Raw genomic sequence first — 17,087 nt, 5'->3', positions numbered from 1 at the left:
CATGCGCGATAATCGTTAGCGAGCGAAAGGAGGGAAGAGGAGCCTGTGAGACTATCATTGCGATTCAAAGTAAGCGCTCTTGTCTTGCTTCTTGTCATGCCGCTATTCCTGTTTCTGTATTATACCAACATCTATTCAACAAACATCATTCGGGAGAAGGTTGCCAATTCAGCATCGGATACGCTCTCCCTTCATTTGAGCTCGCTTGATGAACTACTTGAACAGACAGGGACTTATTTGACCCGCATGGCCAATGAGAATATGCTTCTCGAGCTTTATTCGGAGAGTGAACCGGATAGTGTGAACTATTATTTGTCATTGCGGAAGCTAATGGACCAATGGTACAACGATGTCAGCTACTACTCCATTATCCGCACTGTGTTCGTCTATCATCAGAAGAGAGATGAATTGTACCTTAGCAGCCAGCGAGAGTACTACGATGAGAAGGATGTCATACGATCCGGACTATCCCCTCAGCTGGAATCATTCAAGCTTCCTACCTCACTCAAGTGGGAAATTGTAAATGTCGGCGGTGAACCGGCCTTGTTTAAGGCACTGCCGGATAAAAGCGGAAGCCTGTTGATAGGTGTACTCGTCAGCATCGACGCGCTTGCACAGCCCCTAACACAGCTGGGATCTGCAAGAAGTGACGAGCAGATCGGCATCATTGCTCAGGACGGTCGGCTGTTATGGGGTCATTTTATGCAACAGGACCTAGATCGTATCCATGTGCTAATGAAGAACGAGTCAAACCGAAGCAGCCATCCGATTCGTCTGAATGACGGCAACAATTATTTGCTCGTAGGCCAGACTTCGCTCTATTCCGACCTCAACGTATTCATCCTATTGGACGAGGCTACGCTTCTGGATGAGCTTCCATTATTCCAACGCGTGATTAATGGTATTCCTCTAGCATTAATGATTGTTCTTGTAATTCTACTAATGCTGTTAAGCAGATTGGTGTTCAAGCCTATACATTCATTGACATATGGGATGAAGATGCTTGGCAATGGAAAGTTGGACTTTCGGTTAAAAGAAGGGAATTCCAAGGAATTTCAACTCATTAGCCGCCAGTTCAATCGAATGGCTGAGCAGATCGGAGATTTGAAAATCGACGTATATGAGGAGAAAATGAAGGTGCAACAAGCAGAGCTAAAGCATCTGCAGGCTCAAATTAATCCTCATTTCTTTATGAACTCACTAAATATCGTCTACCATCTGGTAGAGCTTCAACAGCAGTCGCTAATTAAAAAAATGATCAGTCATCTTGTTTCTTATTTCAGGTTCATTATGAGCACCAATGATACATGGATTGAACTATCCAAAGAAATGAATCATATCCGCAATTATTTGGAGATTCAGAAGGTCATGTATCCCGAGAAGTTGATCTTCCACGAGCAGCTTCCGAAGGAGCTGGAGGATGTCGTCATTTTACCCTTGCTTGTGCAGCCTTTCGTGGAGAATGCGATAAAGCATGGCTTCGTATCGAATGCTCAGAAATTCTTCGTTCGAATCATTGCACATGAAGAAGTTGGAGATGATGGGGTTCCCTATGTGGCAATCCAGATTAGCGATTCTGGTCAAGGATTTAAGGAGCAGCAGCTTGTTATGTTGAATCTAGGCGTGTACGAGAAGGAGCCTACCGACCGCCAATTAGGGATATGGAATGTGCGTAGACGACTGAAAATGTTTTATGGGGATCAAGCCGTTCTCGCCTTCCGCAATGATCCTCATGGCGGAGGAGTCGTAGAGCTCAAGCTGCCAATACGGAGGAGGACGTAAAGCGCATGTGCAGGATCCTGATCGTAGATGATCAATATTTTGCTCTGATTGGTTTGCGGCAAGGCGTGGATTGGAGCGCATTGGGCGTAACGGATGTACGTCTTGCAGAGAATGTTGAGCAAGCGTTGGAATGCTTGCAACATCACGCGGTTGATCTGCTGATTAGTGATATCGAGCTTCCAGGGAGGAATGGGCTGGACCTGCTGGCTTGGGTAGAGAAGCATTCGCCGAATACTTTAACGATTATGCTTACCTGCCATGCCGATTTCGAATATGCACAGCAAGCATTGCATCATGGCGCTTTCCAGTATCTATTGAAGCCCGTTGATTATGAGCAGCTGAAACAGGTGTCTTGCGATGCGCTTGCTGAAGCGAGGACACGTAAGGAGCAAATGAAGTTTGAAGCGATTATGCAGGATTATCGCGGAAAATGGGAGCGGCAGTTGCCTATTCTTATAGAGCGTTTCTGGCAGGATATCTTGAGCCAACGAACGTCATTGCACAACGATTCCCTACATAAATCCGCAGAAACCTACGGCATGGATTTACACCCTAGCGATCGTTACATCTTGGTATTATTGGGTGTGGACCAATGGCAACAAGACTTTAGTGCTAGAGATGAAGCCATTATGGAGTACGCGCTTCGTAATCTAGCCGGGGAATTAATCTTGCATGGGTTAGAAGGTGTTGTGCTTCAGGATCATGCGGGTCTTAACCTGTTGATTGTATATGAGCGGAATAACAATGCTACAGTCGTCAACACGCTTGAACGTAATTGTCAACGGTTTCTGAATGAATGCGAACGGCTGCTTCGCTGCTCCGTGTCCATCTATATTAGTCCATTGGTAATGTTGCAAGCTCTTATCGATGCTTACGTTTATGTGACGGAAAGCGAACATCATAACATCAACCGCTCTAGGCAAGTATTCACGCCCGACCGCTCGCCTTTCGAGAAATTGTCTGAACAAATGCAAGTGGCGGCCCCCATTCAGTTGTTCACGGAATGGGCAACTGTTCTAGAACTGGGAGAATTCGAGGAGCTCGAACGTCGAGTTAATCAATGGTTCAGCAGCATCAAGAAAGATGCATGGACCAAAGAATCACATCGTCAGTTCATCCATGGCATTCTTTTTATTATTCACTCGCTGCTGTCCAAGAAAGGTCTGTCTTTGAATGATTCTTCCAAACTGAAGAGTCTGATCGAGAAGGATAATTATCCGAGACATTCCTATGCCCTGCAGACATGGACAAGAGAGTGCTTTTATACAATCGTACAGCTTTTGCTTGCATCCAATTGCGTTTCCTCTTCTGTAGTGACGAAGATAAGAATTTATATTCGGTTACGAATCAACCAAGACATTACGCGAGAAGAACTGGCTTCTCATGTATATTTGAACCCGGCCTATCTATCTCGTATGTTCAAGAAGGAAACAGGGCTTTCCTTATCGGATGCAATCATTCAAGAAAGAATACAGGAAGCTAAACGATTATTGGAAGAAACAGAATACAAGATAACCGATATCGCTGAACAGGTGGGATACACGAGTCTTGGAAGCTTCTCCAACCTGTTTAAAAGGATGGTCGGCGTAACGCCCCAACAATATCGCGCAAGAAAGAAACCAACATGTTGATGATGCCGAGGAGGCGGGCCGTGTTTCCGTTTGCCTGAGCAATCCGTTCATAAGTACTATGGAAGCCGCATAAACTGCGGCTTTTTTGAATTGTTGTTGGGCTTGGTAGAATAGGCTGAACCGGGCTAGAGTCACTATGAGATGTAGTTTCATCTCGATTTTGAAAGTCTCCCGGGCCATCGGCACCCTATTCAAGTCCCGCGGGCGGAAGAGATGGTATAATAGAGAGCAAAGTTTTAAAAATACATGACGACGTAACCGGGAGTCAACGGATTATGGATATGGACTACATGTTGGATGACGGCGCGTGGAGGTTGCTACTTGAAAGTGTCGCCGCACGCTTCGACGAACTGACGATCATACGAGGGTTTCAATATTATAAACAGGGAAGGGTTGAAGAACTAGCGCTCCGCGACGACGGCGTGCATGTGGACGCGCGTGTCAAGGATAACCGGATGTACGACGTCGCCGTCGATCTGAACGATCTCGCGGCGAGCGAATGCAACTGCTCCGCGAACCGCGTTTGCTCGCATATGGCAGCCGCATTGATGCGCTACGCGGAACTGTGCAACCGGCCGATCCAGGCGCTAGTCAATGCGCGAACCGCCTTGAAGAGCGCGACCGCCGGCGGCGTTGCCCGCACAGGTGCCAAAGACAAAGAAGTCGCCGCGGAGGCGACGACCCGGACGAGTAACAGTGATTTCGGGAACCGGGGAGCTGCACCGACGGCCCCTCGGCTCGACCGGCCGGTCTTGACGGAAGCGGAACTTACCGAGCTCTCCGTGGAGAAGTGGCATGAACGGTTTCAGGCGCGCTGCGGACCGATGCACCTGCACGTTCGCACGGCGCAGGACGCCAGCGAGCTGATTGCCGACCTGCAAGCTATGCGGCCGGAGCTGCCCTGGGCGCTGGAGCAGCTGTTCACGTTTAACGCCCTGATGTTCGTGCTGGAGCGGATGATCAAGCCGACTCATGCGGACTGGCGCCAATCGGGCCTGTTCATGGGTTACCATACGCAGCTCGCGATTGACGGGCTGCGAGGCCAAGCGCGGAGTCTGCTCGAGGACAAGCTCGCGCTGGCAGGCGAAAGCTCCGGGTACTGGGACCGGCTAATGGAGACAGCAGATTTTCTCCGGGAACGCATGCTGACCGAGGATAAGACGCTCGGCTGCTTCTCGGAGCTTTATACTTCATTCTGGTTATACTGGCTCGGCCCGGGCTCGGCCGGAAGCGATGTGCTCTACGAGGTGGAGTTACACAAACTGCAGGCGGCAGAAGCGGCGCTCGGCCCGTCTTTGTCGCGGCTGCCATGGACGCTCGCGCAGTGCCTGCTTTTGCTCTACCTGTCTCGCGACGCGGAAGCGCGGGCGCTGCTCGCACGCGACGTAAGCAAGCTGATGCTGAAGCTGGAGCATCTCGCACCACTGCTCGGCGTCCTCGAGCGCGCGGAGCAATGGGCGCTGCTGCGCGACTGGCTCGCGGAGACCGGACCGCTGATAATCGGCTTCCGCAGCGAGGACTTGGCACCCTATGGCGACTATTGGGCCGTGGTCGTAGAGCAATTGCCGGAGGCTGAGTCGGCGATGTGGAGCACGCTCCAGGCGATGCTGCCGTTCTCGCGGACCGTCTACGAGAACGCGCTAGCGGCACATGGCAGGTGGGACCGGTGGGTCGACCTGCAGATGTGCATGGGCCAGGATCCGCTGTCATTCCGCGCGACCGCGCTGAAGCCGATCGAGAAGGACGCACCGGAGCTGCTGCTGCCTTTCTACCATCAGGCAGTTGAACGGTACGTGCTGCAGAAAAATCGCGAAGGCTACAAAGCGGCGACTAGGCTGTTGAAGCGGCTCGCCAAGCTTTATGCGCGTCTGAAGAAGGGCGAGCGATGGGAGCAGTTCATCGCCGTGTTCGCGAGCCGAAACAGTCGGCTGCGGGCACTCCAGGAAGAACTGCGTAAAGGAGGACTGCTGTCATGAACATCTACGCCGATACGCTTACGATTCAAGCGAGCCTGACAGAAAAGGGCGACGCTTTGATATTCGGTGCGGATGCGTCCGGCTACGCGCCGGGGCTGCTCGTCAAGCAGCGGCTGTTCGCGCGGCACGAGCCGTCGTTTTACGGAACGGAGCTCGAGATCGAGAAGCTGAGGGACGAGCTGGAGCTTGTCGTACTGCCGGCGGAGATGGTCGTGTCGTTCTTCGCCGATCCCGGGTTGCTGCCGATGCACGTGACCTGGCAGCTTGAAGGCGACGCCGCGCGGCTCGCCGCGTTTGCACCAGCGCTGAGACGCGGCATCGCGGAGCGGAGGTTCGTCCCGAGTTTCGAGGCCTACAAGGCTGGCAAACTGAGATGGACGTGGGACGTGGAGGCGCTCGACGCGACTTCCCGCCGGGCGCTGCGCGCGCTCGCTGACGGCGGTACGGACAAGCCCGGGGTCTATAATGAAGAAACCGAGGACGGGGAAAGAGCGGACGCCGCTTTTCTGGCCGGCCTCGGAGCCGCGTTCTCCGCGGCGGTGTTCCAGAGCCATTACGACACGGAAGCTGCCGCCGCCGACCTGCGCCGCGACTTCCCGCTGCTGTTCGCGCACGACCGCGCCGCCGCGGCCGCGGGCCTCGACGAGCGCGGTTGGCTCGTCGCTGCCGGCTGGAGGGCGGACACTCTACCGTTCCGGCCGCTGCTGCAGCTGCAGGAGCCGGATGGCGCCGAATCCGATGGTTGGCGCCTTGCACTAATGCTGCAGGACAAGCTCGAACCTGCGAATCTCGCGCCGATTCGGCTGGCCGCGAATGGAGAAGCCTACGGGACATGGCCCTCCGACTGGACCCCACACGTGCGCGAGCGCTCCTCGGCCTGGCTCACGCATCTGCGCGCGAGCCTGCCCGAGGACCGAATGGCCGGCAGTCCCGCGGACGTGCTGAATGCACCGCTGTTGAACGACGATGCGTGGCGGTTCTTGACCGCGGACAGCCAGCGGCTCATGGCCTCCGGCTGGCAAGTGCTGCTGCCCGGATGGTGGGAGGAGGCGAGCCGGAAGAAGCCGCGCCTTCGCGCGAAGGTCCGCCCCGACGAAGGCAAGGGCGAAGAAAAACGCACGGGCGGCGGGCGTTCCTTCTTCGGTCTCGACGCGCTGATCGAATTCGACTGGCGGCTGTCTATTGGCGAGGCAGACCTCAGCGAGGAGGAATTTCGCGAGCTGGTCGCCCGCGGCGAGCGGCTAGTGCGGTTCCGCGATCAATGGGTACCGCTCGATCCCGCCCTGCTCGCGCAGATACGCAAGGCTATGGCGGGCGTCGATCCGCGGCGGGGCTTGTCCTTCCAGGACGTCCTGCAGATGCACCTACACAGCAATCGCAGCGACAGCATGCTGGCTTCCGCGGGCAAGGATGGCTTAAGCGGCGCTGAGGGCAACGGCGAAGACGACGTCGAGCTGGAGGTGGACGTCGAGCTGAACGCTCACCTGACGACAGTTGTGGGTCAACTGACGCAGCAGACGGACTGGCCGTCGGTCCCCGTGCCTCCGACGCTGCGAGCGGAACTGCGCAGCTACCAACAATCTGGTTTCTCATGGCTGGCGTTTCTGCGCCGGTTCGGGATAGGCGCCGTGCTGGCCGACGATATGGGGCTCGGTAAGACGATACAGTTCATCACGTACTTGCTGCACGTCGCTGAAGAAGCCCCCGCGAACGGAGGACGCCGTCCAGCCCTGCTGATCTGTCCGACCTCTGTACTCGGTAACTGGCAGAAGGAGGTACGCCGCTTCGCACCGTCCCTGCGCATCATGCTCCATTACGGCGGCAAGCGGCTCGGCGGCGATGCGTTCTACGAGGAAGCGGCGGAAGCTGATCTCGTGCTGACCTCGTATGCGACGTCGACGCTGGACCAAGAACTGCTCGGCGGGTATACATGGTCGGCGATCTGCCTCGATGAGGCGCAGAACATCAAGAACGCCGGCACGAAGCAGGCCATCGCGGTTAAGAGCTTCCCCGCGCGGCATCGCATCGCGCTAACGGGCACGCCGATCGAGAACAAGCTCGCGGAGCTGTGGTCGATCTACGATTTTACCAATCCGGGTTACCTCGGCACCGCCCGTGTTTTCGCCGAACGGTTCAGCCAGGCCATTGAGCGCGAGCGCGACAAGGAGCGTACGCAGGAGCTGCAGCGGCTAGTGAAGCCGTTCATGCTTCGACGCAAGAAGAAGGATCCGAACATCATGCTGGACCTGCCGGATAAGAACGAAATGAAGACATACATCAATCTAACCGGCGAGCAGAGCGCGCTCTACGAGCAGACGGTGAAGGAGCTGATGGACGAGGTCAAGAAGTTGGAAGGCATTCAGCGCAAAGCCGCGATCCTCTCCGCGCTGACGCGGCTGAAGCAGCTGTGCGACCACCCCGTGCTGTTCACCAAGGAAGCTGTGCCGGTGCCTGAAGACGAGCGCGAGGAAGCCGCCGAATCGGCGATGCTCATTGGCCGCTCTGCCAAGCTCGAACGGCTGCTCGATCTCGTGAAGGAGCTGCGCGATGAGGGCGAGCGGTGTCTGATTTTCACCCAGTACATCGGCATGGGCGAGATGTTGCAGCGGGTGATTGCCCGGGAGCTTGGAGAGCCTGTCCTGTACCTGCACGGCGGCTCGTCCAAGACGGCGCGCGACCGAATGATCGAGCAATTCCAGTCCCGAGAGCTGCCTGCCACGGAGCAGCCGAACGTGTTCATCCTGTCGATTAAGGCCGGCGGCGTCGGACTCAATCTGACAGCGGCGAACCACGTATTCCATTTCGACCGCTGGTGGAACCCTGCCGTGGAGAACCAGGCGACGGACCGCGCCTACCGTATGGGCCAGACGCGCGATGTGCAGGTGCACAAGTTCATCTCGCTCGGAACGTTGGAGGAACGGATCGACGAGATGCTCGAGAGTAAGCAGCAGCTGAGCGATGACGTCATAACGAGCTCGGAAGGTTGGATCACGGAGTTGTCGACGGACGCGCTGCGCGACCTGTTCACGCTGCGACGAGATTGGTCGCAAGGATAAACATCGAACGTCTAGAACATCTACACAATGGAAGCCGCATAAACTGCGGCTTTTTTTTATGTTTTGAAGATCTTGTCATTTATCGAGACAAGATCTTCTATACAAAAAAGCTGGTATAAGATTTATGTGTTTTTCATTTCCGGTGTTGACAGTGGAGGAAAGGGATGGTAATTTATTAATCAAACAACAGTTTAAAACAACTGTTTAAAACGATTGAGTGAAACGAGGGTGTTCAAAATGAAAAATGCATTGAAAGCTTATTTGACCAAAGGTCAAACGATTGTCGCACTGGTTGTTGCACTGATGGCGCTCACGATTTTTGTTGTCTGTTGGATGACTGCTTATGATGGTGTCAGTGACCGGACGGATCATTTGAAGATTGCTGTTGTGAATGAGGACAGGGAATTCGGCAATCAACTTATTAAACAATTTCAGGAGAGCATGCCGTTTGAGATCACGACACCTAGCGCAGAAGAAGCGCGTACCCAATTGGAACGCCGCAAGGTGCATCTGATCATGACGATTCCGAGTGATTTCAGCAGCAACTTAACGACGCCGGATGCTAAGGCGAAGATTCGTTTTACGGTGAACCAGTCGAACCCGCAGATGACGAGAAGTGTGATGGATTCCGTCGTTGCCCGCATTACGCAGCAGTTGAAGGACAGCACGACGCTGGAAGGCACACAAGCGGTGTTGACGGGGATGCAGATGCCTGAAGAGCAGGCAGGTCAGACAGCGCAAGCGCTGCTCTCGAAGGTTGAGGCGCAGACGGAAACGCTCAACCCGATTCAAGGGATGCAGAATCAGATGCTCCCAATGATGCTGGTGCTTGGCTCGTTCGTTGGTGCGATGCTCATGGCGATGAATCTGCAGCAGGTGACGACGGCGATTGGATCGGCATTGTCCGCTCGGCAGCATTTTGCAGCAAGAGTCGTACTTAATGTCGGTGGAGCGGTTATCATCTCGATCGTTGGTTCCACTTTGATCTACGCGCTTGGCGGTCAGATGGAGAGCGGCTTCCTGTTATTCTGGTTGTTCAGCATGCTGATGCTGCTCACATTCATGTTCTTCGCGCAATTGTTCCTGCTGCTGCTCGGTATGGCGGGTATGTTCGTTAACATGATGATGCTGTCTCTGCAGCTGGTGACATCGGGAACGATCGTACCGCGAGAAGTGCTTAGCGGTTTCTTCAAGTCGCTGGGTCAATACCTGCCTGCAACCTATGCGGTAGACGGATTGTTCAATCTTGGTTTTGGCGGTATTCAAACGGGTCATGATGTAGCCATTCTGTTCATTATTCTTGCGATCAGTGCACTGCTCGGTTTTGTCCTTCTCCAGTTGAAAGTAAGAAAACAACCTGCAGCAGTAGAAAATACGCAAGCAGCTGTTAAGAATGAAGTTGTAGCAAACTAATGTTGCTTATCAAACAAACGTTTGATCAATAGGCAGCGGCATGATAAACTTTTTCCATATATCAACTAGGCAGAGGGAGAATGTCGGATGGAGCAGGATGTCAAGCAGCGCATATTGCTGGCGGCTAAGGAACTGTTCGCAGTACAAGGTTTTGATGGGACGACGATTCGGCAAATCTGTGATAAAGCCAATGCTAACATTTCGCTTGTTTCTTACTATTTTGGCGGGAAGGATAAGGTGTTTCAGCATATCTTCGAAACCTACTTCCCAGGGAATAGGTTGGATCAGGTCGAGCACATGTTTCGCGATCCACTGAAAGGCTTACAGTTTCTCATGGATCAGATTATGTCAATGAGCTTCGACGATTTCCACCTGAGCCTGATCATCGACCAAGAGCTTCTGATGCATTCTCCTCGCAGCGAGATTGTTATGTCGTATGTGCAGCCGGTCTGGGTGAAGCTGGAGGAGCTGCTGCAGCGCGGGAGGGAGCAGGGGATATTCCACTTCGACTCATTAGCGCATACGCTGGTTATCATTCGAGGCATTAGTTTATCGGCCAAAATCGATCTAAAGACGAACATGAACGCTCCTCCCAAAACACAGGAGGAGATTACGCAGATCAAGCAAGCTGCGATCCAGTTCATTATGAGCGGTCTGAGAGTCGAAACAGTTGTATAAGAACAGAGTAACAAGCACGAACCTGATTCTAAGCGGAATCAGGTTCGTGCTTATTTGTTCTTTCAATGTCCTTCTCATTCCATCCGTCATTTCATGGCGTCGATATCGCTCTTGAATGGATGGCGTTCTCATCCTCCTGCCAGTCGATTAATCTCGGGCTGCCGCTGAGAATCGAATCATACTGTTCCTTCCATCCATACCGAGCGCCGGGATCGAGACGCTCGTATCGCTCAGCCTTCAAACGTCGATCCGATTCACGAGCCCATCCCCAATGCTTGAGACGGAGGGGAGACAAAGTAGGCATAATGTCCATCACATTGCGGGGGAACCTGCCGCAGTGCAGCTTCATTTCGTTCCATTCATATGGAAACCCCGCTACATAACGTGTGAGAAAAGGTCGATACGTCCGGTGCGCTAACCAATATTCATCCTCCCGGTACTGATGCTCATTCCAGAAATCGTACAAACGGAAACAGTACGTATGCGCAGCAGGATCAGCCAATAAACCGTGAACATCCTGAGCGAAGCGATCTTCGAAATACTCATCTGCATCCAGATTAAGAATCCACGAAGGATTAAGCTGCGCCGTTGCATTCCACTGCTGCCGCCGAAGCTCAATTTCATTGACGAACTTGGACTGCTCGTTGCGGACGTAATAGAGCGGAATCCCTTGCAGTTGCTCATGTATAATGTCTGCCGTCGCATCCGTACTGCCATCATCAATAATGACAGCGGCATCGATATACTCCCGGTGTCTTCGCAATGCTTCTTCCAAATAACGGCCTTCTTCATTGTAAGCAACCATAGATAACACTAACTTGGGGGCTGCTTGAGGGATGAATAGTTCGACTAACGGTTTCGTTCTGACGCCGCTGCTGGCAGTTTCCGTCGTACGGAAAAACTGATGTGCCTTGAACAAATCCGACTCGCGGTATACATGGAAGACCGGATAACGTGTATCGACCGCCAGCTCAATACCGAGAGCAGCGGCACGCACGCAAAAATGCCGATCCTCGCCCCATAACGACAAGTTCGGTATTCGTTGGAAGGAGATTGGTTGTTGAAGCGCCTTACGGTTGATGAGCGTACAAGCGCCTAGTCCTCCAACTTCGTAAACGCCGGGTGTACGCAGCTTGAGGAGTAGATCGTTGCGCGCTGCCGCGGCTTCTGAAGAACCTTCATCAGCGCCTTGCCAAGGCCAATAGTGATCCTTGAGCCATACTTGGGGCAGCTCGGCGCCGCCTTGCTGCCACTGCGTCCAGAATAGACTCGATACGATCGGTCGATCGGCATCCAGCAGCGATTCCACGGTTTCGGGATGGAGGATCAGATCGGAGTCAACGAGCAGAAGCGCGTCGTAATCCCCATCGCGAGCCATCGCGATCATCAGATCCTTCCAGCCTGCGATTTTGTCAATTAAAGCATCGTTCCAATAGTGGGTCATTTCGTCCTTGTAATACGTCATCCGGGGGGCTGAATCAACCCGGCCTTCGATCAACACAACATTCGACATGCCCTCGCTGCGAATCGACTCTGTGAATTGCTGGAGCATCGAGTAGGAAGCGGCATCTTCGTTATCGTCAATGAGAACGTAATCGCAAGTCCATGACCGCTGCTGCAACCTTGCGATGGATTGCAGGAATAACGCAAGTGTCGAATGGATCTGGCAGATCGGGCTGCCGATCAGCACGCGCCGCGTTGTCATCTCACCGCTCCCTTCGACAATAGTCATATTGGAAATTATGTTCCATAAATTAGTAGTATTCGTTGAGCGAGAACTTTAAGGGAGCAGCTTATCTTGTGATGACCGTCGCGTATATAGAGGAAGGGATGGATGGATGGGCTGTGATAACGATCAGTGTCGTACTAATCGTGAAAAATGAAGAGGACGTTCTTGCACGCTGTCTCGACTCCGTTCGTACCGCAGCAGATGAAATCGTCATTGTCGACACCGGTTCGACAGACCGCACGCGCGAGATCGCTGCCGAATATACGTCAGCGGTTTATTCATTCGATTGGATCGATGACTTCGCGGCTGCTCGGAACTATGCATTCAGCCTCGCAACATCGGCTTATATCCTGTGGCTCGATGCCGATGATATTTTCCTTGAAGCCGATCGCGAGAAGCTGTTGAAGCTCAAAGCCGAGCTGCCGACGAATATCGATGCCGTGTCGATGAACTATCATCTGGCGAAGGACGAATACGGCCGGGTGACGAGCTCGCTTCGCCGCAATCGACTGGTCAAGCGGTCGCGCGGATTCCGATGGATCGGCGCCGTGCATGAATATTTGGAGGTGCATGGTCCTTCGTTAGCGTCCGATATTGCGGTAACGCATGCAAGTCTGCGTCATGACAGCGATCGAAACTTGCGAATCTATGAGAAGCGGCTTGCAGCAGGAGAGTTTTTTAATGCGAGAGATACGTTCTATTACGCGAATGAGCTGAAGGACCATGGCAAATACGAGCAGGCGATCGCGCAATATGCGAAGTTTCTGAGCTCGGGAGAAGGTTGGGTGGAAGATAATATTTCGGCATGCGCCAAGCTGTCCGATTGTTATTCCTCGCTTGGCAATGACGATATGATGCTGCATTATGCGCTGATTTCATTCCGTTATGGCACGCCGCTGCCGGAGTTCTGCTGTCGGATCGGGTACTGGCATTTGCAGAAAAATGCTTTTGACACTGCGGCGTATTGGTATCAAGCAGCATTGCTTACGCCTAAGTCGGCACAGACCTGGTCGCTGACCAGCGATCAATGCGCGACCTGGCTGCCGCATCTGCAATTGTGCGTTTGTTTTGACAGACTTGGTGATCATGCGCGGGCTTACATGCACAATGAGAAGGCAAGGGAATATAGACCGCACGATGCATCAGTGCTTCATAACAAGAAGTATTTGGAGGGGATCTTGTTTCCAGATAAGACAAAGTCGGAGCCATTAGATCAACAGGAAGACAAGGTTTCGATCTGAACCGTTGTTCACATAGGTCTAAATCGTATAAAGCAGGGGGAGAGGCTGTGCAGACAGATGTGTATCGCCCAAGCTGCTATGTTCGTTTTGTGACGGCTGCCGCGCTATTCGATGGACACGATGCTTCCATCAACATTATGCGGCGGATTCTGCAGGCTTCAGGTATTGAGGTCGTCCATCTGGGCCACAACCGCTCCGCGCAAGAGGTTGTCCGAACGGCCATTCAAGAGGATGTGCAGGGAATAGCCGTAAGCTCTTACCAGGGCGGGCATATCGAATATTTGACCTATATGCATGATCTGCTCCGGCAAGAGGGGGCAGATCATATTCGTATTTTTGCAGGCGGGGGCGGCGTCATTATTCCTGAAGAAATCGAGCACTTGAAGCGGCGAGGAATTGCTCGTGTGTTCTCCCCCGAAGATGGCAGGCGACTCGGGCTGCAGGGAATGATCAACGAAATGATCAAGGCTTGCGATCATCCGACCCCGAAGATGGCGGAGCTCGATCATGCGGTACTGCAAACACGCAATGACGGTTCGATCGCGCGGCTTATTACACTTGCAGAGGAACGTGCGGCACGCGCTTTGATGGACGATAATAGTAAAGCCGTGCTGGATGCTATAGCAATATCGAAGACCGATCTCACCGACAGAGCATTCGTGCGCATCCCTGTAATCGGCATTACGGGGACTGGCGGTGCTGGCAAAAGCTCGTTGACCGACGAGCTTGTCCGCCGCTTTCTTGACCATTATCCAGGTCGGTCAATTGCGATCTTGTCTGTTGATCCTTCCAAGCTGAAATCCGGCGGCGCGCTGCTTGGCGACCGTATTCGGATGAATGCTATTCATCATCCGAATGTATATATGAGAAGTCTCGCGACTAGAGGCTCGAGATCCGAGATAAGTGACGCGCTTAAGGATGCCATTGCAATCGTGACAAACGCAGGCTTCGACCTTGTTCTAATCGAGACGAGCGGCATCGGACAAGGCGGCGCGGCGATCGTTGATCTATGCGATATAGCGGTCTACGTGATGACGAGCGAGTACGGCGCCGCCTCTCAGTTGGAGAAGATCGATATGATTGACTATGCCGATATCATTGTCATTAACAAATTCGAACGACGAGGGTCGGAAGATGCGCTTCGCGACGTGCGCAAGCAGTTCAAGCGAAGCCGGCTGCTGTTCGATGTGCCCGATACGGAATTGCCTGTGCTCGGTACGATGGCGAGTCGGTTCAACGATCCGGGGACGACGGCGTTGTTCACGAAGTTGATGCAAATCGTCGGGCAGAAGACAGGGGTCAGATGGACATTGCAGCAGACAACAAGTGATGGCGTTTCGGAGGATCGCAGCACTAAAACAAACACAGAACCGTTGATGCAGCGGCATATCATACCGCCTGACCGAGCGGGGTATCTGCGCGAAATTGTGCTTACTGTTCGGCACTATAGGCATCAAGTCGAGGAGCAGGCAGCGATTGCAAGACAGCTTGCTCATCTCAAACATGTGCGGCAGTTGGTGCAAGGTGAAGATGAGCAATCATCGGAAGCCTCTACTTCCAAGTTGTTGACGGAGAGGCTGGACGCGATGATCGCACAGACTGAAGCACGGCAGCTTCCCGAGTATCGGAAGCGCTTAATCGATTGGCCGTCTGTTCGGGATGCGTACCGTCAGGATCGCATGACGACGAAGGTTCGAAACACAGAGACGGTGACAGAGCTGTATACCGAATCGCTGTCCGGAAGCCGAATTCCGCGGATCAGTCTGCCGAGGTATACCGATGACGGCGATATTGTACAATGGCTGATGCTGGAGAATCTGCCAGGATTCTTCCCGTATACCGCGGGTGTATTCCCGTTCAAGAGAACGAATGAAGACCCGAGGCGTCAATTCGCGGGAGAAGGTACGCCGGATCGAACGAACCGCCGTTTTCATTATTTGAGCATGAACGATGATGCCAAGCGGCTGTCGACGGCATTCGATAGCGTTACGTTATATGGCCAGGATCCGGACACAAGGCCTGATATATATGGCAAAATCGGCAACAGCGGCGTCAGCATATGCACATTGGATGATATGAAGAAGCTTTATGCGGGCTTCGATCTATGTCATCCAATGGTGAGCGTATCGATGACGATTAACGGTCCAGCGCCGATCATTCTGGCTATGTTCATGAATACGGCGATTGATCAACAGGTGGAGCGGTTCACAACAATGCAGGGAAGAATGCCTAGCGAACCAGAGCTTGAGTCAATCCAGGCGAAGACTTTGCGGACGGTGCGCGGTACGGTGCAGGCCGATATTTTGAAGGAGGATCAAGGTCAGAACACATGCATTTTCTCAACGGAATTCGCGTTGAAGATGATGGGGGACATCCAACACTATTTCATTGAACATGGCGTTCGTAACTATTACTCCGTTAGCATTAGCGGTTATCATATCGCGGAGGCGGGAGCCAATCCGATCACGCAGTTAGCCTTTACACTGGCGAACGGTTTTACCTATGTTGAATATTATTTGTCGCGCGGGATGCGCATTGACGATTTCGCTCCTAATCTGTCTTTCTTCTTCAGCAATGGACTTGATCCGGAGTATAGCGTTATGGGACGTGTGGCGCGCAGAATATGGTCAACCGTGATGAAACAACGTTATGGCGGCAATGATCGAAGCCAGAAGTTGAAGTATCATATTCAAACGTCAGGACGCTCGCTGCACGCACAGGAGATGGACTTCAATGACATTCGAACGACGCTGCAAGCGCTGATCGCGATCTACGACAATTGCAACTCGCTGCACACGAATGCGTATGACGAAGCGGTGACGACGCCAACGGAAAGATCCGTTCGCCGCGCAATGGCGATTCAACTCATCATCAATCGAGAGTTCGGCATGGCGAGGATTGAGAATACGCTTCAAGGTTCATTCGCGGTGGAAGAGCTGACCGATCTCGTCGAAGAGGCCGTGCTGCTGGAATTTCAACGACTGCATGATCGCGGAGGCGTACTCGGTGCGATGGAATCCGAATACCAGCGGGGACGAATTCAAGAGGAATCGCTTTATTATGAGCATAAGAAGCATACTGGTGAGCTGCCGATTATCGGCGTCAATACGTTTATCTCTTCAAGCGCACAGAATACGCAGGCGGGTGAACTGGAGTTGGCTCGTTCGACGGAAGCGGAGAAGCAGACACAGATTACGAACTTGGAAGCCTTCAAGCAGCAGCATAAGCGGGAAACAACCGCTGCATTAGAACGGTTGAAGCAGGCAGCTCGGAGTGACGGTAATATTTTTGCAGCATTGATGGAGACGGTTCGTGTTGCTTCGCTTGGGCAGATTACGCAAGCTCTATACGAGGTGGGTGGACAGTATCGGAGGAATATGTAATGGCATTAAATAACTATTTCATGCCATTAAATGAATTGTATCATTAATGAGATTAAATATCGGAAATCCTAGACTTTATGGGGGCATCCGCCTTGTCTGTTTCAACAGACAAGGCTTTTTCATTGGGACAACCGTTCCTGCGTATTCGTCCGAAGTGCGCTGGGTTATAATGGAACGGACAACCCATGAGGTGAAAGG

Annotated in this window: 10 protein-coding genes; 8 read left to right on the top strand and 2 right to left on the bottom strand. The window is 52.9% G+C overall.

Annotation, left to right across the window (positions count from 1 at the left end):
• Positions 1-45: 45 nt before the first annotated feature.
• Both H8B09_RS31010 and H8B09_RS11710 read left to right on the top strand, forming a co-directional pair.
• Positions 46-1,782: a sensor histidine kinase gene (locus H8B09_RS31010; protein WP_191203658.1), complete on the top strand. Its 1,737-nt coding sequence runs from the start codon at positions 46-48 to the stop codon at positions 1,780-1,782.
• Positions 1,783-1,787: 5 nt separating this feature from the next.
• Positions 1,788-3,413, top strand: a complete 1,626-nt coding sequence (locus H8B09_RS11710) for a response regulator (protein ID WP_191203657.1) — start codon at positions 1,788-1,790, stop codon at positions 3,411-3,413.
• A 401-nt stretch (positions 3,414-3,814) separates the two neighbouring features.
• On the opposite strand, the gene H8B09_RS31235 is transcribed toward H8B09_RS11710, so the two are convergent.
• On the bottom strand, positions 3,815-3,946 hold the full coding sequence (locus tag H8B09_RS31235) for a hypothetical protein (RefSeq protein WP_397376059.1): 132 nt from the start codon (positions 3,944-3,946) through the stop codon (positions 3,815-3,817).
• 579 nt (positions 3,947-4,525) lie between these two features.
• On the opposite strand from H8B09_RS31235, the gene H8B09_RS31230 reads away from it, so the two are divergent.
• From H8B09_RS31230 to H8B09_RS11690, 4 genes are all read left to right on the top strand, one after another.
• Positions 4,526-5,389, top strand: a complete 864-nt coding sequence (locus tag H8B09_RS31230; protein ID WP_397376058.1) for a hypothetical protein — start codon at positions 4,526-4,528, stop codon at positions 5,387-5,389.
• A complete protein-coding gene (locus tag H8B09_RS11700) occupies positions 5,386-8,445 on the top strand; it encodes a DEAD/DEAH box helicase (RefSeq protein WP_191203655.1) in 3,060 nt (1,019 codons plus the stop codon). Before H8B09_RS31230 ends, H8B09_RS11700 begins: the two co-directional genes overlap by 4 nt.
• A gap of 237 nt (positions 8,446-8,682) precedes the next feature.
• Positions 8,683-9,858 carry a YhgE/Pip domain-containing protein gene (locus H8B09_RS11695; protein ID WP_191203654.1) on the top strand — a complete coding sequence of 392 codons (1,176 nt, stop codon included), beginning with the start codon at positions 8,683-8,685 and terminating at the stop codon, positions 9,856-9,858.
• Between the two features lie 87 nt (positions 9,859-9,945).
• A complete protein-coding gene (locus H8B09_RS11690) occupies positions 9,946-10,536 on the top strand; it encodes a TetR/AcrR family transcriptional regulator (RefSeq protein ID WP_191203653.1) in 591 nt (196 codons plus the stop codon).
• Between the two features lie 91 nt (positions 10,537-10,627).
• On the opposite strand, the gene H8B09_RS11685 is transcribed toward H8B09_RS11690, so the two are convergent.
• Positions 10,628-12,241, bottom strand: a complete 1,614-nt coding sequence (locus H8B09_RS11685; RefSeq protein ID WP_191203652.1) for a glycosyltransferase family 2 protein — start codon at positions 12,239-12,241, stop codon at positions 10,628-10,630.
• A 140-nt stretch (positions 12,242-12,381) separates the two neighbouring features.
• Between H8B09_RS11685 and H8B09_RS11680 the strand changes: the two genes are divergently transcribed.
• Positions 12,382-13,506: a tetratricopeptide repeat-containing glycosyltransferase family 2 protein gene (locus H8B09_RS11680; RefSeq protein WP_191203817.1), complete on the top strand. Its 1,125-nt coding sequence runs from the start codon at positions 12,382-12,384 to the stop codon at positions 13,504-13,506.
• Between the two features lie 47 nt (positions 13,507-13,553).
• Entirely contained in the window at positions 13,554-16,889 is a 3,336-nt protein-coding gene (gene icmF / locus H8B09_RS11675; RefSeq protein ID WP_191203651.1) for a fused isobutyryl-CoA mutase/GTPase IcmF, read from the top strand.
• Positions 16,890-17,087: the final 198 nt, after the last annotated feature.

It is taken from the genome of Paenibacillus terricola, from assembly GCF_014779765.1.
Classification (GTDB): Bacteria; Bacillota; Bacilli; order Paenibacillales; family Paenibacillaceae; genus Paenibacillus_T; species Paenibacillus_T terricola.
Note: the sequence above shows the minus strand (reverse complement) of the source record. Positions and strands in the feature narration are given on the sequence as shown.

Bases quoted from the DNA above. Each gene is read 5' to 3' on its own strand.
- H8B09_RS11710 (WP_191203657.1), top strand. From the start codon at position 1,788: ATGTGCAGGATCCTGATCGTAGATGATCAATATTTTGCTCTGATTGGT.
- H8B09_RS31235 (WP_397376059.1), bottom strand. From the start codon at position 3,946: ATGCGAGCAAACGCGGTTCGCGGAGCAGTTGCATTCGCTCGCCGCGAG.
- H8B09_RS31230 (WP_397376058.1), top strand. From the start codon at position 4,526: ATGGAGACAGCAGATTTTCTCCGGGAACGCATGCTGACCGAGGATAAG.
- H8B09_RS11700 (WP_191203655.1), top strand. From the start codon at position 5,386: ATGAACATCTACGCCGATACGCTTACGATTCAAGCGAGCCTGACAGAA.
- H8B09_RS11695 (WP_191203654.1), top strand. From the start codon at position 8,683: ATGAAAAATGCATTGAAAGCTTATTTGACCAAAGGTCAAACGATTGTC.
- H8B09_RS11690 (WP_191203653.1), top strand. From the start codon at position 9,946: ATGGAGCAGGATGTCAAGCAGCGCATATTGCTGGCGGCTAAGGAACTG.
- H8B09_RS11685 (WP_191203652.1), bottom strand. From the start codon at position 12,241: ATGACAACGCGGCGCGTGCTGATCGGCAGCCCGATCTGCCAGATCCAT.